We start from the raw sequence: 26,819 nt of genomic DNA, 5'->3' as shown, positions 1-26,819 counted from the left end.
GAGCAGCGGCCGATCGCCGGGGCGAACGGTCGCAGGCGGCTGACGATGTACGCCCGCAGAAATTGACAACATCCATCTTGATGAAGCGATATACTAATCCGCACCCGCCGCTGCCGCCCGTGCCATGACCGCCATCAGCTTCGAGTTCTATCCGCCCAAGACCGACGAACAGCGCAGCCAGCTGGACCGCGCCGCGGCCAGGCTGAAGTACTACGGTCCCGAGTACGTGTCGTGTACCTTCGGCGCCGGTGGCTCGACCCTGAGCTATACCTCCGAGACCGTGCGCCACCTCAACCAGCACCATGGCTTCGATGCCGCACCGCATCTGTCCTGCGTCGGCGGCACCCGTCAGGAAATCCGCGAGCTGCTCAAGCTGTACCGCGCCATCGGCTGCCGCCGCCTGGTCGCGCTGCGCGGCGATCTGCCGTCGGGCATGGGTTTCCCCGGTGACATGCGCTATGCCGCCGAACTGATCGACTTCATCCGCGCCGAGCACGGCGATGCGTTCCATATCGAAGTGGGTGCGTACCCCGAAACCCACCCGCAGGCTTCCGACGCACTGGCCGATCTGAAGCATTTCAAGGCCAAGATCGACGCCGGTGCCGATGCGGCGATCACCCAGTACTTCTTCAACCCTGATGCCTACTTCCATTTCGTCGACGAAGTGCGGCGGCTGGGCGTGCAGGTACCGATCACGCCCGGCATCATGCCGATCGCCAACTTCAGCCAGCTGCGCCGCTTCTCCGAACAGTGCGGTGCGGAGATCCCGCGCTGGATCAGCCGCAAGATGCAGGCCTATGGCGATGATGCAGAGTCGGTGCGTGCATTCGGCACTGAAGTGGTGGCCAAGCTGTGCCAGCGCCTGATCGAAGGCGGCGCACCCGGCCTGCACTTCTACACCTTGAACCTGGCCAAGCCGACCACTTCGGTGCTGAAGCTGCTGCAGGGCTGAAAGCACGGCGCGCAAGCGTGATCGGCGCTACCCTGCGAGGATGATCCGGCTTTCCTTCCTGCTGTTGCTGCTGCTGCCGTGCGTTCTGTCGAGCGCCGCCCACGCACAGTCCACGCGCCTGAACCGCTGCACCGATGCCCAGGGCCAAAGCGTCTACTCCGACCGGCCCTGCGACAGCCTGGGCGCGCGGTCGCGGTTGCCACCGCCTGCGCCCGCCGGCAACACCCTGCAGCGCGACACCCTGGGGGCACGCTGCCCGCGGCGGCTGAGTGAACTGGTGGACGCGCTGCGCGTCGGCATCGTCAGCAACGATGTGAATCGGCTGTCCTCACTGTATCTGTGGGGCGCGGTTTCCGATGCGGGCGCGCAGCGCATCCTCGGCCAGCTGGAATCGTTGGCGCGGCGGCCCCTGGTGGACGTGGTGCCGGTGTATCCGTCACAGGCGCTGCCGCAATCGCAGGATGAGGATCAGAGCCCTGCCGCGTTGGGATCCGACCCTGTGGCCTCTGTGGCGCGGCATCCCATCGGCCTGCGCCTGGAGCAGACCCTGCCCGGCAGCGCGTCGCGCGCGTCGACGGTGCTGGGGTTGCGGCGCCAGTACGGGTGTTTCTGGATCACGTTGTGATCGCGAGCATCCATCCACGCATGGCGTGGATCTACTGCCCCCATCCCACACGGTAGCGCCGGGCCATGCCCGGCGAGCGAAGCAGCCTTACTCCGGCCACAGCGCGCGGATGGCGGCGATGCCCTGCCCACCATGGCGACGCGCTTCGGCGATGTGACCGCGGCCCATGCCGCCCAGGGCGTAGATCGGCAGTGACACCTGCGCGCGCAGCTCGGCGAACGCGTTCCAGCCCAGCGGCACGGCATCCGGATGGCTGGCCGTGGCCTGAACCGGGCCCAGCACGGCGAAGTCGCAGCCCAACCGCTGTGCGGCCTGCAGCTGCTGCAGGTCATGGCAGGACGCGGCCACCAGCTGGCCTTCGGGCAGCGGACGCTGCGACAGCTCCAGCAGCTGCTCGCTGCCCAGGTGCACGCCCACGCCCAGTGCGCGCGCCAGTTCGATATCGCGGTTGAGCAGCCACTGCACCCCGCTGCGACGATGCGCGCGCACGGCCTGTTCGACCATCGCCTGGCGCGCCGGATGTGCCGTCGGCAACCGCAGCTGGATGCGCTGCTGGCCCGCCGCCACCACACGCTGCAGCTGCTCATGCCAGTGCTGCACGCCGTCGGCGTCATCGGCCGGCGCCGGGGTGATCAGGTAGCTGTCGGGTTGGCGCAGCGCGGCCACCACCGGCAGATCGGCCGGTGGCATCGAATAGCGACCCAGTTTGTCCGGCGCCACCCAGGTAATGGCCTGGCCCTCGCGGCCACGTGGCGTCCCCTTCCAGCTGCGCACGTGGCGCACTTCCAGGGTCAGGTGCTTGTCCGGGTAGCGCTGCGGCACATCCATCAGCCATTCGCCGACATCGGCTTCGATGCCCAGTTCCTCGCGCAGCTCGCGAACCAACGCCTGCTCGGAGGTCTCGCCGGATTCGCGCTTGCCGCCGGGGAACTCCCACAGGCCGGCCATGTCGCGGTTCTCGGTACGACGGTTGAGCAGCACGCGGCCACGGGCGTCGGTGATGACGGCGGCCACGACGTGGATCGATCGGGTGGGGGGAGCCATGGGGGAAGCATGCCCAGAACAGGGCGGCCCGCGCAATCTCGGATCGGGCCGGATCAGCCCCGCGAAACAGCCGCCATGAAAAAAGAGCCCCGCTTTCGCGGGGCTCTTCGGGGTCAGCTCAGCTGGCCGTGGCAGTGCTTGTACTTCTTGCCACTGCCGCACGGGCATGGATCGTTGCGGCCGATCTTCGGCTCATCGCGCTGCGCCTGTGCAATGCCCTGCTGGGCAGCCTGCACCTGCGCGGCTTCCTCGTCGGCGCTGTAGCCGCCCACGTCCTGGTGCTGGAACTGCGACTGGCTCAGGCGCGCTTCGGCCTGCTGGCGTTCGGCTGCTTCCAGCGCCTGCACTTCCTCGTCGCTGCGGATCCGCACGCGCGACAGCAGGGTCACCACTTCGCGCTTGACGTTCTCCAGCATGTCCGAGAACAGCTCGAAGGCTTCCTTCTTGTATTCCTGCTTCGGCTGCTTCTGCGCGTAACCACGCAGGTAGATGCCCTGGCGCAGGTAGTCCATGCGCGCCAGGTGCTCCTTCCAGCTCTGGTCCAGCACGGTCAGCATCACGTGCTTCTCCAGCGCGCGCATGGTTTCCTCACCGACACCGGCTTCCTTCTCGGCAAAGTGCTGGTTGACGCGCTCCTGCACCTTGGCGGCGATGGCTTCGGCGTCCAGCTCTTCGTGCGACTTGACCAGGTCGGTCAGCGACATCTGCAGGCCGAAGTCCGACTCCAGGGTCGCTTCCAGGCCACGCAGGTCCCACTGCTCGTCGATCGAGTTCGGCGGCACGAAGCGGGCCACCACGTCGAAGATCACGTCGTCGCGGATGCCGTCGACGTTGTCCTTCACCGACTCGGCGTCCAGCAGTTCATCGCGCTGTGCGTAGATCACCTTGCGCTGGTCGTTGTTGACGTCGTCGAAGTCCAGCAGGTTCTTGCGGATGTCGAAGTTGTGGGCCTCGACCTTGCGCTGCGCCTTCTCGATCTGGCGGCTGACCAGGCGGTCCTCGATGACGTCGTCTTCCTTCATGCCCATCATGCGCATGGCCTTCTGCACCCAGTCGGAGGCGAAGATGCGCATCAGGTTGTCTTCCAGCGACAGGTAGAAGCGGGACGAACCCGGGTCACCCTGGCGGCCCGAACGGCCGCGCAGCTGGTTGTCGATACGGCGCGATTCATGGCGCTCGGTACCGACGATGTGCAGGCCGCCGGCAGCCTTGACGGCCTCGTGGCGCTTCTGCCAATCGGCCTTGACCGCGGCCTTCTGTTCGTCGGTCGCGCCTTCGCCCAGCTCGTGGATTTCCGCTTCCAGCGAACCGCCCAGCACGATGTCGGTACCACGACCGGCCATGTTGGTGGCGATGGTGACCGCGGCCGGACGACCGGCATTGGCGACGATGGTCGCTTCGCGGTCATGCTGCTTGGCGTTGAGCACTTCGTGCTTCACGCCGGCCTTGCGCAGGTGCTCAGACAGCATTTCCGAGGTTTCGATCGAGGTGGTACCCACCAGCACCGGCTGGCCGCGCTTGGCGCACTCTTCGATGTCGGCCAGCACCGCATTGAACTTGCCCTTGCGGTTCAGGAACACCTGGTCCGGGCTGTCCTTGCGGATGGTCGGGCGGTTGGTCGGGATCACCACCACTTCCAGGCCGTAGATGCTCTGGAACTCGAAGGCTTCGGTATCGGCCGTACCGGTCATGCCGGACAGCTTCTTGTACATGCGGAACAGGTTCTGGAAGGTGATGCTCGCCAGCGTCTGGTTCTCGCGCTGGACCGGCACGCCTTCCTTCGCTTCCACCGCCTGGTGCAGGCCATCGGACCAGCGGCGACCGGACAAGGTGCGGCCAGTGAACTCATCGACGATGACCACTTCGCCATCGCGCACGATGTAATCCACGTCACGCTGGTAGATCGCGTGCGCGCGCAGCGCGGCGTTGAGGTGGTGGACCACGGTCAGGTTCTGCGGCGCGTACAGGCCTTCGGTCTCGCCGTCGAGGATGCCGGCCTCGACCAGCAGCTGCTCGGCGTGCTCCATGCCCGCTTCGGACAGGTGCACCTGCTTGCCCTTCTCATCGACCCAGAAGTCGCCTTCGCCGTCTTCCGCTTCCTGCTTGACCAGGTTCGGCACGACACGGTTGACGCGGATGTACAGCTCCGGGGAGTCGTCGGCCGGGCCGGAGATGATCAGCGGGGTACGCGCTTCGTCGATCAGGATGGAGTCGACTTCGTCGACGATGGCGTAGTGCAGGCCGCGCTGGTAGCGGTCGGCCTTGGACAGCGCCATGTTGTCGCGCAGGTAGTCGAAGCCGAATTCGTTGTTGGTGCCGTAGGTGATGTCCGAGGCATAGGCTTCGCGCTTGTCGCTGTGCGGCATGCCCGGGTACACCACGCCCACGCTCAGGCCCAGCCAGTTGTACAGCTTGCCCATCTGCGCGGCGTCGCGGCGGGCCAGGTAGTCGTTCACGGTGACCACGTGCACGCCCTTGCCTTCCAGCGCGTTGAGGTACACCGGCAGGGTCGCCACCAGGGTCTTGCCTTCACCGGTGCGCATTTCTGCGATCTTGCCCAGGTGAAGCACCATGCCGCCGATCAGCTGCACGTCGTAGTGGCGCATGCCCAGCACGCGGCGACCGGCTTCGCGGCAGACCGCGAACGCTTCCGGCAGCACCTTGTCCAGGGCTTCACCGTCGGCGATGCGCTGCTTGAACTCCGGCGTCTTGGCCTGAAGCTGCTCGTCGGAAAGCTTCTCGATCTCCGGCTCCAGCGCATTGATCTTGGCGACGATGCGGTTGAGCTGGCGCAGCTGTCGTTCGTTACGACTGCCAAATACGCGGGTAAGCAGGCTGTTGATCATTGAAGGAACCGGGTTGGATGGACACGACGCCCGGCCTCCCCCTTGGGATCCGTCCGCCGCAAACGAAACAGGGCGCCTGGCGCCCTGTCGATGGCAACACCCATTGTAGCTTGGGACGGCCGGCTGAGGTTTCAACCCCGAGGGGTAGTGCCGGCCGCTGGCCGGCAACCTCGTTCGGGCCCCTCAAAGGAATTGCCGGCCAGCGGCCGGCACTACCAGATCACCCGCATCGGGTCAGAACCCTCCCGCGGCGCGGAAGGGATCCGACCCGGGCATCAGCCGCGGCTGACGCGGCCGACCGGCGTGTTGCCGCCGTCGCCGAGGAACTTGCGCGGGTTGACCACGTTGCCGTTCTCCCACACCTCGAAGTGCACGTGGGCACCGGTCGAACGCCCGGTGGAACCGGCCTTGGCCACTTCCTGCCCGGCACGGACCAGGTCGCCGACCTTCACCACCAGGCGCGAATTGTGCGCGTAGCGGGTGACGTAGCCGTTACCGTGGTCGACGTCGACCACGTTGCCGTAGCCGCCCTTCACGCCGGAGAAGCTGACCACGCCTTCGGCCACGGCCATCACCGGGTCACCGACCCTGGCGTGGAAGTCCATGCCCTTGTGGGTGGCGGCACCGCGGCCGAACGGGTCGGCACGGGTGCCGAAACCGGAGGTCACGTAGCTGTTGCGGATCGGCATGCGCGACGGCACGGCGTTCTGCTGCAGCTGGTGGTCGAACATCAGCGATTCCATCACTGACAACTGGCGGCCTGAAGCAGCGAAGCGCTGCTCCAGCACCTGTAAGTCGGCGTTGACGTCCTTGACCGGGATGTCGCTGGTCGGGCCGCCGGAGTCGCCGTCACCGAGACCCGGGGTCTCGTTGAAGTCGAACTCGCCGTCTTCCAGCTTGCCCATCTGGGTCAGCCGTTCGCCAAGGGCGTTGAGGCGGGTGGCCTGGGCCTGCAGCTCGCCGAGGCGGGCCGCCAGCGCGTTGACCTGGGTCTGCGCATCGCGCTTGACCTTGGCCAGCTCTGCATCCTGGCGCTCGACCTTGGCCTGCAGGCGGGAATCATTCAGCGCGCTGGCGCCAATGCCGCCGGCAAGGCCGATAATGCAGCCTACCCCGAGCACGCTGCCCAGCAGGGCGCGGGGGCGGTCCTCGAAATAGAACCGCAAACGCGCGATGGGCGACGCTTTGGCCTGTCCTTCACGCGTTTTGATTACGATCTTTTTGAATGCCATCAGTGAGTTTTCATGTCTGAGCCGAAATCCAGCGTTCGCCCCGCGTCAGTGCCGAAGCCGGCGCTGGATGCGGTGATGGCGGACAAAAGCGGGAACCCGCTGCGGCGTGCCTTGTGGCTCGACGCGCTGGACCGTCAGTTGCGCCCCCAGTTGCCGCCACCTCTGCGCAGCCGTTGTCGGCTGGCCAATGTGGACGGGGAACACCTCGTTTTTCTCGTCGAGTCCCCGGTCTGGCATGCCAAGTTGCGGCTTGCCGAAGCCCAGTTGCTCGACGCGGCCCGTTCCATCGGGCTGAAGGCCACCAGGGTGACCATCAAGACTGCGTCTCCCACTCCCACGCGCTCCCCAGCGCTCGACAACCGGAATGGACCCCACGCAGTTTCAGCCGCCACGCACAAAGGGCTACGCGACGCCTTGGCTTGCCTGCAGGACGTTCCTTCGAAGCCGAAGAAGCGGTCCTGACGACAACGGAGCATCCGGCTCCGCTCCCCGTCGCGCGTGTCACCACGGCGTGAAACATTTCGGGGGCCGGGTCGCATCCTAGCTGCCATCCGGGGGCCTGTCGTTAGATTGTTGTTAAAACTACGTTAAATTCAGGCTTCCGATCCAACAGGTTCACAAAACCGTGACCTCGAACCGGCCTTGACGCGCGTCAAGCATGCTGAATGCGCCGGACACGCCTGAAACGACAACGCCGCCCTGGAAGGCGGCGCTTTTGTCTTTCAATTCAACGATCTACAGGAATCAGGCGTAGGCCGGAGTGGCATATTCCACCGGGTCCGGGGTGGCCGGCGAGTCGAAGCTGACCCATTCCCAGGCGGTGGCGTCGGCCATCAGCGCCCGCACCAGCTTGTTGTTGAGGGCGTGACCGGACTTGAAGCCTTCGTAGGCACCCAGCACCTGGCCACCGGCCAGATAGAGGTCGCCGATCGCGTCGAGGATCTTGTGGCGCACGAACTCGTCGGCGTAGCGCAGGCCGTCTTCGTTGAGCACGCGGAACTCGTCCAGCACGATGGCGTTGTCCATCGAACCGCCCAGGCCCAGGTTGCGCTCGCGCATGTATTCCAGGTCGCGCATGAAACCGAAGGTGCGCGCGCGGGAGATTTCCTTGGTGTAGGCCAGCGTCGAGAACTCGATTTCCTGGCGCGACTGCTTGGCCGGGATCATCGGGTGATCGAACTGGATGGTGAAGCCCAGCTTGTAGCCCTCGTACGGGCTGAAGCGGGCCACCTTGTCGCCCTCGGTCACTTCCACGGTCTTCAGCACGCGGATGAAGCGCTTGGGCGCGTCCTGTTCCACGATGCCTGCCGACTGCAGCAGGAACACGAACGGGCCGGCCGAACCGTCCATGATCGGCAGCTCGGCCGAGGACAGTTCGACGATGATGTTGTCCACACCCAGGCCGGCCAGCGCCGACATCAGGTGCTCGACGGTCTGGATCTTGGCGTCGTTGCAGGTCAGGCCGGTGCACAGGGTCACTTCGGTGACCAGTTCGGCCTTGGCCGGCACTTCCACCACCGGGTCCAGGTCCACGCGACGGAACACGATCCCATGGTTGACCGGTGCCGGGCGCAGGGTCATGTAGACCTTGTCACCGCTGTGCAGGCCAACGCCGGTGGCGCGGATCGTGTTCTTGAGGGTGCGTTGCTGGATCATGGGGGATGGGCCGGAAGTGACACATTAGATTAACACGCGCCCTCCCCTACCCTGGCTGAAACGCCAGTGAAGGCTGCCGGCAGGACGCACCGGCACGCCGCGGGGACGCGCGTGAAGCAGGGCAGCCGGACCCATCCTGGCCCGGCGCCCGCGTTTTCAGGACATGGTGGCGCAACCCGGGGAGGACAAGCCCCGGGCGCCCCGCTTAGTCCGCCTGGCGGCGCAGGAACGCCGGGATGTCCAGGTAATCGTTCGGCAGTTCCGCCGCCGCCGGGGCCGAAGCGGCCGGGGCCGAGGGAGCGGAGGCTGCCGCGGTATCGCTGCTGGCGCGACGCAGGCCCAGACCCATGCCGCCCACGGCCTTGGACACGGCGTCGCCGCCGTTGTCGAAGTCACCGAATTCCGGCTGGCCGGTGGTGGCATTGCGGACCAGCTTGATCGGCGCACGCTCGCCCGGACGCTGGGTCTTGCTGGCCGACACGCGGTTCAGGCCGGTAGCGACCACGGTCACGCGCACTTCGTCCTGCATGTCCGGATCCAGCACGGTACCGACCACCACGGTGGCGTCCTCGGAAGCGAAGCCATCGATGGTACGGCCGATCTCGTCGAACTCGGCCATGGTGAAGTCGGCGCCGGCGGTGATGTTGACCAGGATGCCGTTGGCACCGGCCAGGTTCACATCGTCCAGCAGCGGGTTCTGGATCGCGGCTTCGGCCGCGGCCTGGGCGCGGTCATCGCCACGGGCGGTGCCGGTACCCATCATCGCCAGGCCCATTTCGGACATGACGGTGCGCACGTCGGCGAAGTCGACGTTGATCAGGCCCGGACGCACGATCAGGTCGGCGATGCCCTGCACGGCGCCCTGCAGCACGTCGTTGGCGGCACGGAAGGCCTGGATCATGGTCGCATTGCGACCCAGCACGGTGATCAGCTTCTCGTTCGGGATGGTGATCAGCGAGTCGCAGTGCTGGCTCAGTTCCTCGATGCCCTTCAGCGCCACCTGCATGCGGCGACGGCCTTCGAACGGGAACGGCTTGGTGACCACGGCCACGGTCAGGATGCCCATTTCCTTGGCCAGCTGTGCCACCACCGGCGCAGCGCCGGTGCCGGTACCACCGCCCATGCCGGCGGTGATGAACACCATGTCCGCACCCTGCAGGGCGTCCATGATGCGCTCACGGTCTTCCAGCGCGGCCTGACGGCCGACTTCCGGGTTCGCGCCTGCGCCCAGGCCCTTGGTCACGTTGGTACCCAGCTGCAGCTGCAGCTTGGCACCGCAATTCTTGATGGCCTGCGAGTCGGTGTTGGCGGTGATGAATTCCACACCGTCCACCGCCGAGTTGACCATGTGCGCCACGGCATTGCCGCCGCCGCCGCCCACGCCAACCACCTTGATCACCGCATTGGGTGCCATCTTTTCGATCAGTTCAAAATGCGCCATGTCCGTGTCCTCGTTGTATCCGCTTTGGCTGGCATGGGCATTCGGGCGTCCTGCCGTCCTGCTGCATGCCGGCGTTGCGGCTGTGTGGGTTGTGTGTTGCCGGTGTTGCGTTGTGCTACGGGTACTGCGGGTGCTGCGCCCGGGCGATGCCCGGTGTTACGGGTTCCGCGTCAGAACTCGCCGCGGAACCAGGTCTTGAGTTTCTTGAACATGCTTCCAGCGCGCCCGGTCGGCAGCGACGGCCGCCGCGGGTGCTCGATCTGGCTGCCCATCAGCAGCAGGCCCACGCCGGTGGCATGCACCGGGTTGCCCACCACTTCGCCCAGGCCGGTGACGTGCTGCGGGATGCCCACGCGAACCGGCATCTGCAGCATTTCCTCGGCCAGTTCGACCACGCCTTCCATCTTCGAAGCGCCACCGGTCAGCACCATGCCGGCGCGCACCAGTTCCTCGAAGCCGGAGCGGCGCAGTTCGGCCTGCACCATCTCGAAGATTTCCTCGTAGCGGCCCTGCACGGCCTGCGCCAGCGAATGGCGCGGCATGCGGCGCGGCGGGCGGTCGCCCACCGACGGCACCTGGATGCTTTCCTCGGCGGTGGCCAGCTGGGCCAGGGCGCAGGCATAGCGCACCTTGATCTGCTCGGCTTCCGGGGTCGGCGTGCGCAGCATGTGCGCGATGTCATTGGTGACGTGGTCGCCGGCGATCGGCAGCGAAGCCGTGTGGCAGATCGCGCCCTGCACGAACACCGCGATATCGGTGGTGCCGGCGCCCATGTCGACCAGCACCACGCCCAGCTCGCGCTCGTCAGCGGTCAGCACCGCCACGCTGGAGGCCAGCGAGGACAGCACCAGGTCGTCCACCTGCAGGCCGCAGCGCTGGACGCATTTGCTGATGTTGGCCGCAGCCGACTGCGCGCACACCACCAGGTGGGCATGTACTTCCAGGCGCACGCCGGTCATGCCGACCGGGTTGCGGATGCCTTCCTGCGAATCGTCCAGGACGTACTCGCGCGGGATCGCGTGCAGGATCTTCTGGTCGGCCGGAATCGCCACGGCCTTGGCCGCATCGAGCACGCGATCCAGGTCGCCCCAGGTCACTTCGCCGTCGCGGATCGGCACGATGCCCGGCGAGTTCTTGCACTGCACGTGGTTGCCGGAAATCGAGGCATACACCGAGCGGATCTCGCAGCCGGCCATCAGCTCGGCTTCTTCCACCGCGCGCTGGATCGACTGCACGGTCGATTCGATGTCCACCACCACGCCACGCTTGAGCCCGCGCGACTCGTGCGAGCCGATGCCGATCACTTCGATCGGGTTGCCCGGCGAGTACTCGCCCACCAGCGCCACCACCTTGGAGGTGCCGATGTCCAGGCCAACGATCAGCGATTTGTCACCCTTGCGATTCATGTCCTTTCCTGCGTCCTGCTGGCTGGGGTCGCCGGCGTTTTCGCCGGCGTGGCCGGGGTACCCCAGCTCAGCGTGAAACCATTGGTGTAACGGAGGTCGGCGCGCTCGATCGGCGCGTCCTGACGGTTGAGCTGCGGCAGCACCTTGACGAAGCGCTGCATGCGCGAGCGCGCGTCGTCGCGGCCGACCACCACTTCGGTACCGTTGCTCAGCACCAGCGACCAGCTGCCGCGCGCATCCATCGTCACCCGGCGCACGTCGACGCCGGCCGGTGCGAACAATGCACGCGAGTCGCTGTACAGCTTCATCACTTCTTCGGTCTGGCTGTCGGGGCCGTCCAGTTCGGGCAGCGCCAGATCGGCCAGCTTCTTCGGCGTGGGGAACAACTTGCCCTGCTCGGAAACCAGGCGGTCGTTGCCCCAGCGCGCGAACGGCTTGTGCTCGACCAGGGTCACTTCCAGCACGTCCGGCCACTGCTTGCGCACCTGCGCGCTTTCCACCCACGGCAGCTGCTCCAGGGCGTCCTGCGCGTCCTGCAGCTTGACCGCGAAGAAGCCCGCGTGCGCGTACGGCAGCAGCACCTGCTGCAACTGCTCGGCCGGCACCCGCTTGAACTCACCATGCACGCGCAGCTTCGCCAGCGGCCAGCGCTCGGCGCCGACCCAGCCATTGACCACGGCCACCACCGGCAGTGCAACCACCGACAGCGCCAACAGCCAGACGAAGATGCGCAGCACCGCGTTCATGCGTGCGAGGCCTCCAGAGTCTGTTCCAGCACGCGCCACACCAGCTCTTCGAAGCTGATGCCGGCCTGGCCTGCGGCCTTGGGCACCAGCGAATGGCTGGTCATGCCCGGCGCGGTGTTCACTTCCAACAGGAAGAAGCGGCCGCTGCTGCGATCGCGCATCACGTCCACGCGGCCCCAGCCACGGCAGCCAGCGGCACGGAACGCGGCCAGCGCGATGCGGCGGATTTCCTCTTCGTCGTCACCGTCCAGGCCTGGGCACAGGTACTGGGTGTCCTCGGCGATGTACTTGGCGTTGTAGTCGTACCACTGGCCCTTGGGCACGATGCGGATCGACGGCAGTGCGACATCGCCGAGGATGGCCACGGTCAGTTCGTCGCCCACCACCATCTGTTCCATCAGCAGCTGGCCGTCGTAGCGCGCGGCCAGCGCCACGGCTTCATCGAGGCCTGCGTCGTCGGTGACCCGGCTGATACCCACGCTGGAGCCTTCATTGGCCGGCTTCACCACTACCGGCAGGCCCAGTTCGGCTGCCAGTGCGTGCACCGTGGTCGCGTCCACCTTCCGGTACTGCGGGGTGGGCAGGCCCAGCGACAGCCACACCTGCTTGGTGCGGATCTTGTCCATGCTCAGCGCCGAGCCCAGCACGTTCGAGCCGGTGTACGGCACGCCGAAGGCGTCCATCAGGCCCTGCACGATGCCGTCCTCACCGCCGCCGTTGTGGCCATGCAGGATGTTGAACACGCGATCGATGCCACCGGCGGCGAGCGCCTTGGCCAGCGCCGGAATGCCATCCACCGCGAACGCATCGACGCCGCGCGACTGCAGCGCTTCCAGTACGTTGCGGCCGGAGTCCAGCGACACCTCGCGTTCGCTGGAGCTGCCGCCGAGCAGCACGGCGACGCGGCCGAACACGGCCGGGTCGGTCACGCGCAGCGGCGGGAAGGTCAGCGCGCTCACGCCTCGCCCTCCCCCTTGAAGCCTTCCACCGCGATATGGGTGGCCACGGCACCGATGTCGCCGGCACCCATCATCAGCAGCAGGTCACCGTCCTGCAGCACGTCCGGCAGCACGCTGGCCAGCTCGGCGGCCTTGCCCACCACCACCGGCTCGCTGCGGCCACGCGCTCGGATGGCGCGGGCCAACGCATGCGAATCGGCACCGGCAATCGGTTCCTCGCCGGCCGGGTAGACCTCGCTCAGCACCAGTGCATCGACGCTGGACAGCACCGCGGCGAACTTGTCGAACTGGTCGCGGGTACGGCTGTAGCGGTGCGGCTGGAAGGCCACCACCAGGCGCTTGTCGGCCCAGCCACCACGGGCGGCGGCGAACACCGCTTCCAGCTCGCTCGGGTGATGACCGTAGTCGTCGATGATGCGGACCTTGGCGCCGCTGGCGGTGGTCACTTCGCCCAGATCGTTGAAGCGACGGCCGACACCGGCGAAGCCTTCCAGTGCACGCGCGATCGCGTCCGGTGCCACGCCCAGCTGCCAGCCCACCGCAGCGGCGGCCAGCGCGTTGAGTACGTTGTGCTTGCCCGGCAGCGCCAGCACCACTTCCTGGCTGGTGCCCTGCGGCAGGCGCAGGGTGAAGCGCATGCGCGAGCCTTCCTGCACCACGTTCTCGGCGCGCACGTCGGCCTGCGGGCTCATGCCGTAGCTCATCACGTGGCGCGGGGTCTTGGCAGCCAGAGCCGCGACTTCTGGATCGTCGATGCACAGCACCGCCAGGCCGTAGAACGGCAGGCGCTGCAGGAACTCGGCGAACGCCGCCTGCACGCGGGCAAAGTCGTTGCCGTAGTTCTCCAGGTGGTCGGCATCAATGTTGGTGATGATCGACATCAGCGGGTTCAGGCGCAGGAAGCTGCCATCGCTTTCGTCGGCCTCGGCCACCAGCCACTGTCCACCGCCCAGCTTGGCGTTGGCGCCGGCAGCCAGCAACTGGCCACCGATCACGAACGTCGGGTCCAGGCCGCCTTCGCTCAGCACCGCAGCGGTGAGGCTGGTGGTGGTGGTCTTGCCATGGGTACCGGCCACGGCGATGCCGCGGCGGAAGCGCATCAGCTCGGCCAGCATCGCCGCACGCGGCATGATCGGAATGCGCTGGCTGCGCGCTTCCATCAGTTCCGGGTTGTCTTCGCGGATGGCACTGGAGACCACCACGCAGTCGGTGCCCAGCACGTTGGCTGCGGAGTGACCGCGCATGATGCGCGCACCCAGGCTGGCCAGGCGACGGGTCGCCACGTTGTCGGCATTGTCCGAGCCGGACACCTCATAGCCCAGCGTCAGCATCACTTCGGCGATACCGCTCATGCCGGTGCCGCCGATGCCGACGAAATGCACGCGCGGGAACGCGCGCACCAGGTCGTTGGTGTCGTGCAGGCGACGGATCATGCGCGGCCTCGCGCAGGGCAGGCGCGGTGGCATGCCTTCTTCATACAGCTTCCTCAAGAATGATATCGGCGATGCGCTCGGCGGCATCGACCTTGGCCAGGGCACGCGCGGCTTGCGCCATCTGCATGCGGCGGGCGGGATTTTCGGACAGATCGCGCAGCAGTGCGGCAATGCCGTCGGCCAGCGTTCCGTCCTGCTTCAGCAAAACCGCCGCGCCGCGCTCGACCAGGTACTCCGCATTGCGGGTCTGGTGATCGTCGACAGCAGCGGGGAAAGGCACCAGCACGCTACCGACACCCACCGCGCACAGCTCGGCCAGCGTCGAAGCGCCTGCGCGGCACACTACCAGGTCGGCCCAGGCGAAGGCCTCGGCCATGTCGGCGATGAATGGGGTGATCTCGGCCTGCACGCCGGCCTTGGCATATGCCTCGACCGCTTCGGCATGCAGCTTTTCGCCGCTCTGGTGGCGAACCTGCACCGGCACACTCGTGCCCAGCGCAGCAATCGCCTGCGGCACGCCGGTGTTGAGCGCACGCGCGCCCTGGCTGCCACCGACCACCAGCACGCGCAGCGGACCCTGGCGGTCAGCGAAACGCTGTTCCGGCGGTGCGATGGCGGCGATCTCCGCACGTACCGGGTTGCCGACGAACTCCTCGCCCTTGGCGAAGGTGCCCGGGAAGCCGGTCAGCAGCCGGCGCGCATAGCGCGACAGGATGCGGTTGGTCATGCCGGGAGCGCGATTCTGTTCGTGCACCAGCAGCGGCAGGCCGTGCAGGCGTGTGGCCATGCCCCCCGGGCCGGACGCGAAACCACCGAAGGCGACCACCGCACGCGGCTGGCGCTTGCGGATGATCATGCCGGCGGCACGCAGCGCGCGCATCAGCCGCCACGGCGCGCCCAGCAGGGCCAGCTTGCCTTTGCCGCGCAGGCCGGTGATGGCCAGGGTGTCGATCGGAATGTCGTGCTGCGGCACCAGGCGGGTTTCCATCGCACCATCGGCGCCCATCCAGGTGACCGGTACGCCGCGGGCGCGCAGCACGCGGGCCACGGCCAGACCGGGGAAGATGTGACCGCCGGTGCCACCGGCCAGGATCATCACCGGGCGCACGTTATCGGTGGCTGCGCTCATGACAGCCTCCCAAAGGTCGGTTCGATGCGCGACTGCAGGCGGCTGGTACCGCGTGCGGCGTTCGCTGCAGCGGCAGCCGTCGGCTCGGCGCTCATCGGCACGCTGGCCGCAGCCGGTGCGGCCGGCGCGTCCACGGGTGCATCGGCCACGGCCTCGTCGCCACCGCCGATGCGCACGGCCTGGCGACGCTCGGCGCGCTTGAGCTCATAGGAGACGCGCAACAGCAGGCCCATCGCCACGCAGGTCATCAGCACCGACGAACCGCCGGAGGAGATCAGCGGCAGGGTCAGGCCCTTGGTCGGCAGGATGCCCAGGTTCACGCCAATCGAGACGAAGGTCTGCATGCTGATCCACAGGCCGATGCCGAAGGCGATGTAACCGGAGAAGTGGCGCTTCATTTCCACGCAGCGCATGCCCAGCCAGAACGTGCGGCCGACCAGCAGCGCGTACAGGGCCACGATCACGCAGGTGCCGAGGAAACCGAATTCCTCGGCAGTAACCGAGAAGATGAAGTCGGTATGTGCTTCCGGCAGGTAGTACAGCTTCTGCACCGAGTTGCCCAGGCCAACGCCGGTCCACTCGCCGCGGCCCACGGCCATCAGCGCGTTGGACAGCTGGTAGCCGTCGCCCTGCTGGTCGGCCCACGGGTCGAGGAAGGAGGTGATGCGGCGCATGCGGTACGGCTCGATGATCGCCAGCGCGCTCATGCCGACCAGGCCGATGATCACCGGCATCGACATGCGCGGCATGTTCACACCGCCCAGCACCAGCATGCCGGCGGTGATCGCCAGCAGCAGGGTCGAGGAACCGAAGTCCGGCTGCAGCAGCAGCAACAGCACCAGCGCACCGGCCACGCCCAGTGGCTTGAGCATCGCCGGCCAGGTCGCGTTGACCTCGTCGCGGAAGCGCACCAGGTAGCTGGACAGCCAGACGATATAGAGCACCTTCACCGCTTCCACCGTCTGGAACTTGGAGATGCCCAGATTGATCCAGCGGCGTGCGCCGTTGACCGTGCTGCCCAGGCCCGGTGCGAACACCGCCAGCAGCAGCACGAAGCAGCCCAGCAGCAGCATCTGGTTGTACTGCTCGATGGACTTCAGTTCAGTGCGGGCGGCTACGACCGCCAGCACGATACCCACCGCCAGGAAGATCAGGTGGCGGTTGAGGTAGTAGAACGGGCTGCTCATCAGAGCGATCGAGCTGGACGCCACCATCACCACGCCGATGCCCGTGAGCGCGATGATCGCGCCCAGCAGCCACTTGTCGTAGCTGCCTTCGATGGCCTCAAGGCGTGTTGCCTGGCGGGACAGGTCGTTCATCTCAGCGCACCTTCAACGTGGCCAGGCCGATCAGCACGAGCACGACCGAGATGATCCAGAAGCGCACGATCACGCGCGGCTCCGGCCAGCCCTTCAGTTCGAAGTGGTGGTGGATCGGTGCCATGCGGAACACGCGCTTGCCGGTCAGCTTGAACGAGGCGACCTGGATCATCACCGACAGCGTTTCGATGACGAACACGCCGCCCATGATCACCAGCACCAGCTCCTGGCGGGTGATCACTGCGATCGTACCCAGCACCGCACCCAGCGCCAGCGCGCCGATGTCGCCCATGAACACCATGGCCGGATAGGTGTTGAACCACAGGAACCCCAGGCCCGCACCGGCGATGGCCGCGCAGATGATGACCAGCTCGCCGGCGCCTGGGATCTGCGGGATCTGCAGGTAGTTGGCGAACACCACGTTGCCCGAGGCGTAGGCGAACACGCCCAGTGCGCAGGCCACCAGCACGGTCGGCATGATCGCCAGGCCGTCCAGGCCGTCGGTCAGGTTCACCGCGTTGGAGAAGCCGACGATCCAGAAGTAGGCGATGGCCACGAATCCGATGCCGGCCAGCGGCAGCGCGATCGACTTGAACATCGGGATGTAGAAGGTCAGCGCTGCCGGCACGTCGGCCGTGTAGAACAGGAACAGGCCCGCGGCCAGGCCGAAGATCGACTGCAGCAGGTACTTCCAGCGCGACTTCAGGCCGTTCGGGTCGCGGCGGACGATCTTGATCCAGTCGTCATACCAGCCGATGGCGCCGAAGCACAGCATCACCGCCAGCACCAGCCACACGTAGCGGTTGCGCAGGTCGGCCCACATCAGCACCGACAGGGTGATGGTGAGCAGGATCAGCGAACCGCCCATGGTCGGCGTACCGGCCTTGGAGAAATGGGTCTGCGGACCGTCCTTGCGGATCGGCTGGCCGCCCTTGAACTGGGCAAGCTTGCGGATCATCGCCGGGCCGAGCCACAGCGACAGGAACAGGGCCGTCAACGCGGCAAGGATGGCGCGGAACGTCTGGTAGTTGAACAGCCCGAACAGGCTCTCCAACTGCTGCAACCATCGAGCCAGTTCATACAACATGCGGGGATTCCTCTCCTTGCGCCAGCAGCGCTTTGACAATCGTGTCCATGGCGCTGCCACGGGAACCCTTGACCAGGCAGCGCACGCCGGCGTGCAGCTCGTCCTTCAGCGCCTGCGACAGCGCGTCATGGGTGGCGAAATGACGGCCGCCTTCACCGAAGGCGGTGGCGGCAGCGGCGCTGAGCGGACCCAGCGCATACAGGCGCTTCAGGCCAGCCGCGCGGGCGCGCAGGCCGGCCTGCGCATGCAGCGCTTCGGCATCCGGGCCCAGCTCGCGCATGTCGCCAAGCACCAGCCAGCCTTCTTCCGGAGCCGCCGCCAGGGCATCGATGGCCGCAGCCAGCGAACCCGGGTTGGCGTTGTAGCTGTCGTCCACCAGCACCGCGCCGTTGCGCAGCTGATGGGCAATCTGGCGACCCGGCACCGGCTGCGCTTCGGCCAGGCCGGCGGCAATCAGCGCCAGATCAACACCGGCGGCCAGCGCCAGGCTGGCAGCGGCCAGCGCATTGCTGACGTTGTGGCGACCCGGCAGGCCCAGCACCACGCGGGCTTCGCCGGTCGGTGCGACCAGGGTGAACTGGCTGCCCTGCGCGCCGGCGCGGATGTCGCGTGCGGTCACGTCCGCCGAGTGCTCCAGGCCATAGCGCAGCACACGGCTGCGCGGCGGGGTGCCGACGAAGTGCTGTTCGAACCAGCGGCCGTAGGCATCGTCGACGTTGATCACCGCCACGCCATCGGCCGGCAGCGCGGCATAGATCGCGCCCTTGGTCACTGCCACGCCGAGCAGGCTGCCCATGCGTTCCAGGTGCGCCGGGGCGATGTTGTTGACCAGCGCATAACGCGGGCGGGCGATGTCGGTCAGGTAGGCGATGTCACCCGGCTTGCCCGCGCCCATCTCGTAGACAGCGTAGTCGGCATCTTCCGGGGCATCGATCACTGCCAGCGGCAGGCCGATCTCGTTGTTGCGGTTGCCCGGGTTGGCGTAGACCACCTTGTGCGCATGACGGGCCACCTGCTGCAGGATCGACAGCAGCAGGCTCTTCACGCTGGTCTTGCCGTTGCTGCCGGTGATCGCGAACACCTCGGTATCACGGTCACGCTGCATGCCGGTGGCGATCTTCGCCAGCGCCAGTTCGCTGTCGGCCACCAGCACCTGCGGCAGTTCGATCGGCAGCAGGCGCTCGACCAGCAGCGCGCTGGCACCGCGCGCCTGCGCGTCGGCGGCAAAGTCATGGCCATCGAAACGCTCGCCGCGCAGCGCCACATACAGGCTGCCCGGGCCGAGGCTGCGGGTGTCATTGCTGACCGCATCGATAGCCACGTCGTCGCCGTGGATCTCGCCGCCGGCCCAGTGTGCGATCAGCGAAAGCAGAGTGCGCTTCATGCGATGCCCTCCCCGGCCTGCGCGCTGAGCACACCGGCCTTGGCGGCCAACGCAGCGGCGGCCACTTCGGTGTCGTCGAAGTCATGGCGCACGCCATTCACTTCCTGGTACGGCTCGTGGCCCTTGCCAGCGATCAGGATGATGTCGCCGGCACCGGCACGCTTCACCGCCAGGCCGATCGCACGCGCGCGGCTGCGCTGCACGGTCACGGCGGAGGCATCGGTGAAGCCGGCCAGGATGTCGGCCACGATCACGTCGCCATCTTCGCCACGCGGATTGTCGTCGGTGACGATGACCTGGTTGGCCAAGCGCTCGGCGATCGCGGCCATCTGCGGGCGCTTGCCGGTATCACGCTCGCCACCGCAGCCGAACACACAGAACAGCGTGCCCTGCAGGTGGCCGTGCAGGCTGTCCAGCGCCTGTTCCAGTGCGTCCGGGGTATGTGCGTAATCGACTACCACGGTCGGCAGGCCGTCTTCGCCGCCCAGGCGGTTCATGCGGCCACGGATCGGCTGCAGCGCCGACAACACCTCGGCAATGCGCGGCAGCGGCTGACCCTGCGCGTGCAGGGTGCCGGCCACGGCCAGCAGGTTGTCCACGTTGAAGCGGCCCAGCAGCGGCGACTGCACCGCCGCGCGCTGGCCGTCGATGACCAGTTCGAAGGCAATGCCACGGCCGTCCAGCTGCAGCGCCTCGGCGCGCACGCTGGCATCGGTGGCACCGCGCGAGCTCAGGCCGATCGGTTGCACGCCCGCCGGGAGGCCGGCGAACAGCTGGCGACCGAACGCGTCGTCAAGATTGATCACCGCGGCCTTCAGTCCCGGGCGATGGAACAGCCGTGCCTTGGCCGCGCCGTAGCTGGCCATGTCGCCGTGGTAGTCCAGATGGTCGCGGGTGAGATTGGTGAATACCGCCACGTCGTAGTGCACCGCATCCACGCGGCCCTGGTCCAGCGCGTGCGAGCTGACTTCCATCGCTACCGCGCGCGCACCGGCATCACGCAGCTGCGCCAGCAGCGCATGCATCTGCAGCACCAGCGGCGTAGTGAAGCCGGTCGGCTCAACTGCACCGTAAAGTCCGGCGCCCAACGTGCCGATACTGCCACTGGGCGTTCCGAGCAGGTGCCAGGCCTGGGCCAGCAGCTGCACGGTGGAGGTCTTGCCGTTGGTGCCGGTCACGCCCACCATCGCCATCGCCCGCGACGGTGCGCCATGGAACTGGTCGGCCATCGCACCCATGCGCGCGCGCAGGCCCGGCACAGCGATCGCATCGTCCGGTGCCGGCAGTTCGACCGGTGCCGGCGGTTCGAACAGGATGGCGCCAGCGCCGGCCGCACGGGCCTGCTCGACAAAGCCCAGGCCATGCGCGCCGAAACCGGCGATGGCGACGAAGGCATTGCCGGGGCGCACGGCGCGGCTGTCCAGCACCAGGCCGGTCAGAACGGGATCGTGGCCCGCCAGGGCCACATCCGGAAGCAACTGCGAAAGCAACATCGAAGGACTCATTGCGTGCCTCCCGTAGCGGGCGGCGTCTGGGCTTGCGCGCTGGGCAGCGCAGCGTCGAATTCAGCGGCGGCATCCACCGGCAGCGCGGCCTCGGCCGGCGGCGCGGGCAGGATCGAGGCCGAGTGACCGACCTTGCCGGACTGCTGTGCGGCCAGCCACGACTGCAGGTCGTCCAGCGGCACGTCCATCAGGCGCAGGGTGCCTTCCATCACGTTGTGGTAGACCGGCGCCGACACCAGGCCACCGTAGAACTTGCCGGCCTGCGGGTCGTTGATGACGATGACGGTGGCGAAGCGCGGATTGGTGGCCGGCACCACGCCGGCGAACAGCGCGTTGTAATGGCCGCGCTCGTAACCACCCGGGCCGGTCTTGCGCGCGGTACCGGTCTTGCCGGCCACGCGGTAACCCAGCACCGCCGCCTGCTTGGCGCCGCCTTGGGTAACAACCGTTTCCATCATCGCCACCACCTGCCTGGCGACGCTCTCATCGATGATCTGATGCGCTTCGTTGCGCTGGCCTTTGACAAAGGTCGGCGCGATCAATTTGCCGCCATTGGCCAGCGCCGAATAGGCGGTGGCGATCTGCAGCGGGGTCACATTCAGGCCGTAGCCGTAGGACATGGTGGTCTTGGTGGCACCGTCCCAGTTGGCCGGGCGCCGCACGACGCCGCCGGATTCACCCGGGAAGCCGCTGTGCGGCACCGAGCCATAGCCGAAGCGGCGCACGCCGTCATAGAACACCTGGTCCGGCATCTTCGCCGCGACCTTGGCCGCGCCGATGTTGGAACTGCGGGTGATCACACCAGTCACGTTCAACACGCCGTTGTTGCGCGGCACGTCGCGGATGGTGAAGCGCGCCACCTGCATGTAGCCCGGATTGGTGTCGATGACGGTGTCCTTGGTCACCGCACCGGCCTGCAGCGCAGTGGCAATGGTCAACGGCTTCATCGTCGAACCCGGCTCGACCAGGTCGGTCACTGCGCGGTTACGGCGCGCATCGGGCAGCGCGCCGGTCAGCGAATTCGGGTTGTAGGTCGGCAGGTTGACCATGGCCAGGATCTCGCCGGTGGTCACGTCCATGATCACCATCGAACCGCCGGCCGCCTTGTTGGCCACCAGCGCGTTGCGCAGTTCCTTGAACGCCAGGTACTGGATGCGGCGGTCGATGCTGAGGGTCAGGTCCTTGCCCGGTTCGGCGGCGCGCAGCAGATCGCTCTCGACGGTTTCGCCCTTGCGGTTGCGGATCACCCGCTTGGCACCGGCCTTGCCGCGCAGCCATTCGTCGAACGCCAGCTCCAGGCCTTCCTGGCCGCGGTCGTCGATGTTGGTGAAGCCCAGCACGTGCGCCATCGCCTCACCCTGCGGGTAGAAGCGGCGGAACTCGCGCTGCGCGGCCACGCCCGGAATCTTCAGCGCGACCACCTTCTCTGCCTCGTCCGGATTGATCCGGCGGCGCAGGTACATGAATTCCTTGTCCGACTTCTGCGACAGTCGGCTGCTCAGTTCATCCACCGACATGCCGACCGCCTGGGCCAGCTCAGGGATGCGCTCAGGCGAACGCAGCAGGTCCTGCGGGTTGACCCAGATCGAAGCGACCGGGGTCGACACCGCCAGCGGCTCGCCGTTGCGGTCGGTGATCATGCCGCGCGAGGTCTTGATCGGCAGCTCGCGCAGGTAGCGGGCCTCGCCCTGGCGCTGGTAGAAGTCGCTGTTGATGATCTGCACGTAGGCCGCACGACCCACCAGCGACACCGAACACAGGCCGAGCGCCAACGCCACCCAGCGCAGGCGCTGGCGCAGGTTGAAGGCGTTGCGGGGGCGGTTGCGGCCGGTCTTGCTCATGGGCGCACCACCACGATGTCGGCGGCCTCGGGGAACTTCATGCCGAGCTTCTCGCGGGCGATGCGATCGACACGGTTGGCTTCGGCCAGGGTGGCCTGCTCCAGCTGCAGGCGGCCGAATTCCAGATTGATGTCATCGCGCTTGCGCTCAGCGCGCGACAGCTCGATGAACGTCTGACGGTGACGGTGACGCACGAACACGACGCCGATCGCCGAGGCCACGGTCGAGGCCAACAGGATGATCAGCAGCAGCCGGCTCATGCATCAGCCTCCCGCTTCTGGGCCACGCGCAGCACGGCGCTGCGGGCACGCGGGTTGGCCGCCAGTTCTTCGTCGGTGGCCTTGATGGCACCGCCGATCAGATCCAGCGTCGGTACGAACACCTCCGCCTCGGGCAGGCGGCGGTTGGCCGGCGGGGCCTTGGCCAGGCGGTTCATGTACTGCTTGACGATGCGGTCTTCCAGCGAGTGGAAGCTGATGATCGCCAGGCGGCCGCCGGGCTTCAGCCGTTCCACGGCCGCATCAAGCCCGGCTTCCAGGTCGGCCAGCTCGCGGTTGATGTGGATGCGGATGGCCTGGAAGCTGCGCGTGGCCGGGTGGATCTTGTCTTTTCCGCGCGGCATCACCGAGGCGATCAACTCGGCCAGTTCGGCGGTACGGGAGAACGGCTGCTTCTCGCGGCGGGCCACGATGGCACGGGCGATACGGCGGCTCTGGCGCTCTTCGCCGTAGGTCCACAGCACGTCGGCAATCTCGCGTTCTTCAACGCGGTTGATCCATTGTGCGGCGCTTTCACCGTTGTCCGGATCCATGCGCATGTCCAGCGGGCCGTCCTTGCCGAAGCTGAAGCCACGTTCGGCCACGTCCAGCTGCGGCGACGACACGCCCAGGTCGAACAGGACGCCGTCCAGGCCTTCAGCCGTCGCATCCCACTGCAGCAGCTGGGCGAAGCTGCCACGGAAGATGGACACGCGCGGGTCCGGCGCGAAATCGCGCTCGGCTACGGCGATGGCTTCCGGATCCTTGTCCATGACCAGCAGGCGCCCCTCGGGACCGAGCTGGGTGAGCACGCCACGTGCATGACCGCCACGACCGAACGTGCCATCCAGATAACGTCCGTTTTCGATCACCCTCAGGCCTTCAAGGACCTGGGTGTACAGGACCGGCAGGTGCACCGCCGGCGACTGCGACACCGGAAGGTGACCGGCCTGCGCTTCTGGGCGCATCCGGGCACCCCGGCTCACAACTTCAGGTCGAGCAACCCATCACCCAGATCCTCGTCAGACAATGTCTGCTGGATCAGGGCCCGATGCGCCTGCTCGCTCCACAATTCGAACTTGTCGCCCATACCGAGCAATACCGCCTTCTTCTCAATGCCCACCGCACCGCGGTGGCTGGCGGGGATGCTGATGCGACCGTTGCCGTCCAGCTCAAGATGGGCGGCCGAGCCGACCAGCTTCTGCTGCAACAGGCGCACGACGCGCTGGGTGTTGGGCTTGGACATCACGTCGTCGCGGACCCGCTCCCATTCCGACTCTGCATACAGCCACAGGCAGCCGGCTTCGAACGGGTTGTAGGTCAGCACGAGACGGTTGTTGCTGGCGCGCGCGACGAGGTCGCGGTAAGCGGTGGGAACCGCCATGCGCCCTTTATCGTCAACTGTGATGGCCGTCTCGCCCTGGAACACGACGCGTGCACCTATCCTTCGCCCGGTGAAACATTGAACCACGAAAACCCACAAAACACCCGGATTTCCCTCTGATGCCCACCTTAGCAGCGGCCGAAGGGTTGTCAACAACTTTTCAGCGGGGAAATCGCCAGCCACATCAATGGCTTGCAACAACCTTTAGAGAATTGTTCAAGGCTTATCCACAAGTTGCTGATCCGTCTCAATTTTTGAGATTGAACGGAAGTTCAGGGCTGTGGACAGCGCGTGAAACATCGGCCGCGCATTCATCCAAAACGGGCTGGAAGCGGCGCCAGACTGCGCAAACCGTGCACAATGAGGCCATGTGCCTGCTCGCTCTTGGCTGGATGCACCACCCGCGCTGGCGGCTGGTGATGACCGGCAACCGTGATGAGTTCCACGCCCGCCCGACGGCGGCGCTGGCCCCCTGGCAAGATGAGACCTCCGTCATCGGGGGGCGCGACCTGCGCTCCGGCGGCGGCTGGGCCGGCGTCGGTGCCGCAGGCCGGATGGCGGTGGTCACCAATGTGCGTGATCCGCTGGCCGCCCAGACCGGTCCTTCACGGGGCGCGCTGGTGGCCGACTTCCTGCGCGGCCGCGACCCGGCCACCGTGCATATCGACCGACTGGCAACGGTGGCCGGCGCCTACGCGCCGTTCAACCTGTTGCTGGCCGACGGCCACAGCCTGGAGTTCCTGGGCAACCACCCCGCCGAGCGGCAGCGCCTGGGCCCGGGCGTGCATGGCATGTCCAACGGTGCGCTGGACGCGCCCTGGCCGAAGACCCGGCGGCTGATGGCGGCCCTTGAAGCCTGGCTGCAGGAAGGCCGGGTCAGATCCCTTTCGCAAAGCGAAAGGGATCTGACCCCGGACCTGACCCCACTCTGGAATGCCCTGGCTGACGAGCACCGCCCCGCCGACAGCGACCTGCCCGACACCGGCATCGGCCTGGAGCGTGAGCGCTGGCTGAGCCCGGCCTTCATCCGCGGCGACGACTACGGCACCCGCGCCAGCACCGTGCTGCTGATCGACGCCAACGGGCATGGGCAGATCCATGAACGTCGCTTTGGCCCGCAGGGCGCAGCCAACGGACAGAGCCACGTCATTTTCTGACCTGGTCGTGCCGACCGCTGGCGGGAATCTCTCTCCAGCAGGGGTATTGCCTACCGTTGGCCGGAATCTCTTTCCAGCAGGGTAGTGCCGGCCGCTGGCCGGCAACCTCCGGATCTTCGGGCAGGCCACGCCGCTGCCGGCCAGCGGCCGGCACTACCCGTCACTGCGATCCAAGGCTGCCAACGTCATTCAGCTTCCCGACGCAGCGCCTTTCCGCCCGTGCCACAGGGCCTGCGTTGCCGCAGCCACCCCACTGTGCCCTTTTTGCGCTTGGCACTGTGTCTATAAATGCCGCCCGCAACCTCCCAAGGTGGTCATGCCCGGCACCATGCCGCGCGATCCACATCCACATGGAGGCCCCATGCGCCGCACCCTCATCCTGCTCGCCACCCATCTGCTCACTCTCGGCCTCGGCTTCGGCCTGGGCGTGTACTTCCTGCCGATCCTGATCGCTCCTGATGATCCGCCCGCGGCACAGGTGCAGGCCGCCATGAACGACGCCACCCATCACACCACGTTCCGCCGCGACCTCAAGGGCAGCGACGCGGTGCACTGGGCGGAAGGCAAGGTCAGCGTCAGCGCACGCCAGGTGGCCTTCGACGGGAAGATGGGACCGGGACCGGACTACAAGGTCTACCTGGTCCGCGATTTCGTCGACAACAAGGCGGACTTCCTGAAGATCAAGGCGCAGGCCCGGCGCATCGGCGAGGTGAAGACCTTCAACCGTTTCCTGGTCGATGTACCCGATGACGTCAACGTGGACGACTACACCACGGTGGTGGTGTGGTGCGAGCGCTTCTCGCAGTTCATTTCCGCAGGGCAGTACCGTACGCCGGGCTGACGAACGCGCGACGTCGAGGCAGTGCCGGCCGCTGGCCGGCACTCTGTCCGCCCTGCAGGCATCGTGAAGCTGCCGGCCGGCGGCCGGCACTACCGATGCGCGGTTCACGCATATGGAAGAAGGAGGCGGAGCCGGCCGATAAGCCGGGTTCTGTCGTGGACAGTCATTCCTCTAGGCGTTACGTCACCGCAACGCTCAAGCAACCTACCCGGATCCAACGCGGGCCGCGCCAAAGGATCCCTATTTGGTCTTGCTCCAGGTGGGGTTTGCCGTGCCGGTCTGTTGCCAGACTCGCGGTGCGCTCTTACCGCACCATTTCACCCTTACCGGCCTTCCGAAGAAGACGTAGGCGGTATCTTTCTGTTGCACTTTCCGTCGGCTTGCGCCGCCCAGGCGTTACCTGGCACCTTGCCCTATGGAGCCCGGACTTTCCTCGGCACCCCCGAAGGGATGACGCGACTGTCTGGCCGGCTCCGCCAGTGCACATTCTAGCCTACGCACGCCCTTCCTGCCGTGCTGATCGCGGCGTGCGGTTCATCCATCCACGCATGGCGTGGATCTACCGATTCACTGGA

General features: G+C 66.9%; 22 protein-coding genes, 1 other RNA gene and 1 pseudogene. 5 read left to right on the top strand and 19 right to left on the bottom strand.

Annotation, left to right across the window (positions count from 1 at the left end):
* The first annotated feature begins 124 nt into the window (after positions 1–124).
* Positions 125–952, top strand: coding sequence for a methylenetetrahydrofolate reductase [NAD(P)H] (gene metF / locus ACZK5G_RS03245; protein WP_478465321.1), 828 nt, complete (start codon positions 125–127; stop codon positions 950–952).
* Between the two features lie 40 nt (positions 953–992).
* Complete coding sequence (locus ACZK5G_RS03240) at positions 993–1,577, top strand: DUF4124 domain-containing protein (protein ID WP_478465319.1); 585 nt, start codon at positions 993–995, stop codon at positions 1,575–1,577.
* Between the two features lie 87 nt (positions 1,578–1,664).
* Here the strand turns inward: ACZK5G_RS03240 and ACZK5G_RS03235 are convergent, their stop codons facing one another.
* From ACZK5G_RS03235 to ACZK5G_RS03225, 3 genes are all read right to left on the bottom strand, one after another.
* Positions 1,665–2,621: a Nudix family hydrolase gene (locus tag ACZK5G_RS03235; RefSeq protein WP_478465318.1), complete on the bottom strand. Its 957-nt coding sequence runs from the start codon at positions 2,619–2,621 to the stop codon at positions 1,665–1,667.
* Between the two features lie 113 nt (positions 2,622–2,734).
* Entirely contained in the window at positions 2,735–5,467 is a 2,733-nt protein-coding gene (secA, locus tag ACZK5G_RS03230) for a preprotein translocase subunit SecA (RefSeq protein ID WP_032129708.1), read from the bottom strand.
* 275 nt (positions 5,468–5,742) lie between these two features.
* Entirely contained in the window at positions 5,743–6,699 is a 957-nt protein-coding gene (locus ACZK5G_RS03225; RefSeq protein WP_478465316.1) for a M23 family metallopeptidase, read from the bottom strand.
* 12 nt (positions 6,700–6,711) lie between these two features.
* Here ACZK5G_RS03225 and ACZK5G_RS03220 point away from each other — a divergent pair, with 12 nt between their 5' ends.
* Positions 6,712–7,161 (top strand): DciA family protein, encoded by a 450-nt coding sequence (locus ACZK5G_RS03220; RefSeq protein ID WP_005408086.1) that lies wholly within the window; start codon positions 6,712–6,714, stop codon positions 7,159–7,161.
* A 282-nt stretch (positions 7,162–7,443) separates the two neighbouring features.
* Here the strand turns inward: ACZK5G_RS03220 and lpxC are convergent, their stop codons facing one another.
* The 15 genes and pseudogenes from lpxC to ACZK5G_RS03145 all read right to left on the bottom strand — a co-directional run bounded on the left by lpxC (position 7,444) and on the right by ACZK5G_RS03145 (position 24,246).
* Positions 7,444–8,355 (bottom strand): UDP-3-O-acyl-N-acetylglucosamine deacetylase, encoded by a 912-nt coding sequence (gene lpxC / locus ACZK5G_RS03215; RefSeq protein WP_005408085.1) that lies wholly within the window; start codon positions 8,353–8,355, stop codon positions 7,444–7,446.
* A 205-nt stretch (positions 8,356–8,560) separates the two neighbouring features.
* Positions 8,561–9,796: a cell division protein FtsZ gene (gene ftsZ / locus ACZK5G_RS03210; protein ID WP_043397963.1), complete on the bottom strand. Its 1,236-nt coding sequence runs from the start codon at positions 9,794–9,796 to the stop codon at positions 8,561–8,563.
* A gap of 170 nt (positions 9,797–9,966) precedes the next feature.
* Entirely contained in the window at positions 9,967–11,202 is a 1,236-nt protein-coding gene (gene ftsA, locus ACZK5G_RS03205) for a cell division protein FtsA (RefSeq protein WP_005408083.1), read from the bottom strand.
* A 68-nt stretch (positions 11,203–11,270) separates the two neighbouring features.
* Positions 11,271–11,948: pseudogene (locus ACZK5G_RS03200) on the bottom strand (cell division protein FtsQ/DivIB); the annotation flags it as partial.
* The gene (locus ACZK5G_RS03195) at positions 11,945–12,907 is read right to left on the bottom strand and encodes a D-alanine--D-alanine ligase (RefSeq protein ID WP_049399805.1); all 963 of its coding nucleotides are present in this window, start codon (positions 12,905–12,907) and stop codon (positions 11,945–11,947) included. The pseudogene ACZK5G_RS03200 and the gene ACZK5G_RS03195, both read right to left, overlap by 4 nt.
* Positions 12,904–14,340 (bottom strand): UDP-N-acetylmuramate--L-alanine ligase, encoded by a 1,437-nt coding sequence (gene murC, locus ACZK5G_RS03190; protein WP_012510048.1) that lies wholly within the window; start codon positions 14,338–14,340, stop codon positions 12,904–12,906. The genes ACZK5G_RS03195 and murC overlap by 4 nt, the downstream gene beginning before the upstream one ends.
* Before the next feature lie 40 nt (positions 14,341–14,380).
* A complete protein-coding gene (gene murG / locus ACZK5G_RS03185) occupies positions 14,381–15,469 on the bottom strand; it encodes an undecaprenyldiphospho-muramoylpentapeptide beta-N-acetylglucosaminyltransferase (RefSeq protein WP_049461621.1) in 1,089 nt (362 codons plus the stop codon).
* Positions 15,466–16,788: a putative lipid II flippase FtsW gene (ftsW, locus tag ACZK5G_RS03180; protein ID WP_049399807.1), complete on the bottom strand. Its 1,323-nt coding sequence runs from the start codon at positions 16,786–16,788 to the stop codon at positions 15,466–15,468. Before ftsW ends, murG begins: the two co-directional genes overlap by 4 nt.
* A gap of 1 nt (position 16,789) precedes the next feature.
* Positions 16,790–17,875 carry a phospho-N-acetylmuramoyl-pentapeptide-transferase gene (gene mraY / locus ACZK5G_RS03175; protein ID WP_010481929.1) on the bottom strand — a complete coding sequence of 362 codons (1,086 nt, stop codon included), beginning with the start codon at positions 17,873–17,875 and terminating at the stop codon, positions 16,790–16,792.
* Positions 17,865–19,259, bottom strand: coding sequence for a UDP-N-acetylmuramoyl-tripeptide--D-alanyl-D-alanine ligase (locus ACZK5G_RS03170; RefSeq protein ID WP_478465314.1), 1,395 nt, complete (start codon positions 19,257–19,259; stop codon positions 17,865–17,867). Before ACZK5G_RS03170 ends, mraY begins: the two co-directional genes overlap by 11 nt.
* A complete protein-coding gene (locus ACZK5G_RS03165; RefSeq protein ID WP_478465312.1) occupies positions 19,256–20,764 on the bottom strand; it encodes a UDP-N-acetylmuramoyl-L-alanyl-D-glutamate--2,6-diaminopimelate ligase in 1,509 nt (502 codons plus the stop codon). Before ACZK5G_RS03165 ends, ACZK5G_RS03170 begins: the two co-directional genes overlap by 4 nt.
* Positions 20,761–22,605 carry a peptidoglycan D,D-transpeptidase FtsI family protein gene (locus tag ACZK5G_RS03160; RefSeq protein ID WP_049425022.1) on the bottom strand — a complete coding sequence of 615 codons (1,845 nt, stop codon included), beginning with the start codon at positions 22,603–22,605 and terminating at the stop codon, positions 20,761–20,763. The genes ACZK5G_RS03165 and ACZK5G_RS03160 overlap by 4 nt, the downstream gene beginning before the upstream one ends.
* Positions 22,602–22,865 carry a cell division protein FtsL gene (gene ftsL, locus ACZK5G_RS03155; protein WP_005412242.1) on the bottom strand — a complete coding sequence of 88 codons (264 nt, stop codon included), beginning with the start codon at positions 22,863–22,865 and terminating at the stop codon, positions 22,602–22,604. The genes ACZK5G_RS03160 and ftsL overlap by 4 nt, the downstream gene beginning before the upstream one ends.
* Positions 22,862–23,830, bottom strand: a complete 969-nt coding sequence (gene rsmH, locus ACZK5G_RS03150; protein ID WP_049425020.1) for a 16S rRNA (cytosine(1402)-N(4))-methyltransferase RsmH — start codon at positions 23,828–23,830, stop codon at positions 22,862–22,864. The genes ftsL and rsmH overlap by 4 nt, the downstream gene beginning before the upstream one ends.
* A 14-nt stretch (positions 23,831–23,844) precedes the next feature.
* Complete coding sequence (locus ACZK5G_RS03145) at positions 23,845–24,246, bottom strand: division/cell wall cluster transcriptional repressor MraZ (protein ID WP_008266948.1); 402 nt, start codon at positions 24,244–24,246, stop codon at positions 23,845–23,847.
* 368 nt (positions 24,247–24,614) lie between these two features.
* Between ACZK5G_RS03145 and ACZK5G_RS03140 the strand changes: the two genes are divergently transcribed.
* Together ACZK5G_RS03140 and ACZK5G_RS03135 are read left to right on the top strand one after the other, a co-directional pair.
* Complete coding sequence (locus ACZK5G_RS03140) at positions 24,615–25,403, top strand: NRDE family protein (protein WP_478465311.1); 789 nt, start codon at positions 24,615–24,617, stop codon at positions 25,401–25,403.
* A 361-nt stretch (positions 25,404–25,764) separates the two neighbouring features.
* Complete coding sequence (locus ACZK5G_RS03135; protein WP_049461627.1) at positions 25,765–26,244, top strand: DM13 domain-containing protein; 480 nt, start codon at positions 25,765–25,767, stop codon at positions 26,242–26,244.
* Between the two features lie 123 nt (positions 26,245–26,367).
* On the opposite strand, the gene rnpB is transcribed toward ACZK5G_RS03135, so the two are convergent.
* Positions 26,368–26,719, bottom strand: an RNA gene (gene rnpB, locus ACZK5G_RS03130) — RNase P RNA component class A.
* Positions 26,720–26,819: the final 100 nt, after the last annotated feature.

The sequence above is a fragment of the Stenotrophomonas sp. 62841_Sma genome, from assembly GCF_056482945.1.
Note: the sequence above shows the minus strand (reverse complement) of the source record. Positions and strands in the feature narration are given on the sequence as shown.

Bases quoted from the DNA above. Each gene is read 5' to 3' on its own strand.
- metF (WP_478465321.1), top strand. From the start codon at position 125: ATGACCGCCATCAGCTTCGAGTTCTATCCGCCCAAGACCGACGAACAG.
- ACZK5G_RS03240 (WP_478465319.1), top strand. From the start codon at position 993: ATGATCCGGCTTTCCTTCCTGCTGTTGCTGCTGCTGCCGTGCGTTCTG.
- ACZK5G_RS03235 (WP_478465318.1), bottom strand. From the start codon at position 2,621: ATGGCTCCCCCCACCCGATCGATCCACGTCGTGGCCGCCGTCATCACC.
- secA (WP_032129708.1), bottom strand. From the start codon at position 5,467: ATGATCAACAGCCTGCTTACCCGCGTATTTGGCAGTCGTAACGAACGA.
- ACZK5G_RS03225 (WP_478465316.1), bottom strand. From the start codon at position 6,699: ATGGCATTCAAAAAGATCGTAATCAAAACGCGTGAAGGACAGGCCAAA.
- ACZK5G_RS03220 (WP_005408086.1), top strand. From the start codon at position 6,712: ATGTCTGAGCCGAAATCCAGCGTTCGCCCCGCGTCAGTGCCGAAGCCG.
- lpxC (WP_005408085.1), bottom strand. From the start codon at position 8,355: ATGATCCAGCAACGCACCCTCAAGAACACGATCCGCGCCACCGGCGTT.
- ftsZ (WP_043397963.1), bottom strand. From the start codon at position 9,796: ATGGCGCATTTTGAACTGATCGAAAAGATGGCACCCAATGCGGTGATC.
- ftsA (WP_005408083.1), bottom strand. From the start codon at position 11,202: ATGAATCGCAAGGGTGACAAATCGCTGATCGTTGGCCTGGACATCGGC.
- murC (WP_012510048.1), bottom strand. From the start codon at position 14,340: ATGATCCGTCGCCTGCACGACACCAACGACCTGGTGCGCGCGTTCCCG.
- murG (WP_049461621.1), bottom strand. From the start codon at position 15,469: ATGAGCGCAGCCACCGATAACGTGCGCCCGGTGATGATCCTGGCCGGT.
- ftsW (WP_049399807.1), bottom strand. From the start codon at position 16,788: ATGAACGACCTGTCCCGCCAGGCAACACGCCTTGAGGCCATCGAAGGC.
- mraY (WP_010481929.1), bottom strand. From the start codon at position 17,875: ATGTTGTATGAACTGGCTCGATGGTTGCAGCAGTTGGAGAGCCTGTTC.
- ACZK5G_RS03170 (WP_478465314.1), bottom strand. From the start codon at position 19,259: ATGAAGCGCACTCTGCTTTCGCTGATCGCACACTGGGCCGGCGGCGAG.
- ACZK5G_RS03165 (WP_478465312.1), bottom strand. From the start codon at position 20,764: ATGAGTCCTTCGATGTTGCTTTCGCAGTTGCTTCCGGATGTGGCCCTG.
- ACZK5G_RS03160 (WP_049425022.1), bottom strand. From the start codon at position 22,605: ATGAGCAAGACCGGCCGCAACCGCCCCCGCAACGCCTTCAACCTGCGC.
- ftsL (WP_005412242.1), bottom strand. From the start codon at position 22,865: ATGAGCCGGCTGCTGCTGATCATCCTGTTGGCCTCGACCGTGGCCTCG.
- rsmH (WP_049425020.1), bottom strand. From the start codon at position 23,830: ATGCGCCCAGAAGCGCAGGCCGGTCACCTTCCGGTGTCGCAGTCGCCG.
- ACZK5G_RS03145 (WP_008266948.1), bottom strand. From the start codon at position 24,246: ATGGCGGTTCCCACCGCTTACCGCGACCTCGTCGCGCGCGCCAGCAAC.
- ACZK5G_RS03140 (WP_478465311.1), top strand. From the start codon at position 24,615: ATGTGCCTGCTCGCTCTTGGCTGGATGCACCACCCGCGCTGGCGGCTG.
- ACZK5G_RS03135 (WP_049461627.1), top strand. From the start codon at position 25,765: ATGCGCCGCACCCTCATCCTGCTCGCCACCCATCTGCTCACTCTCGGC.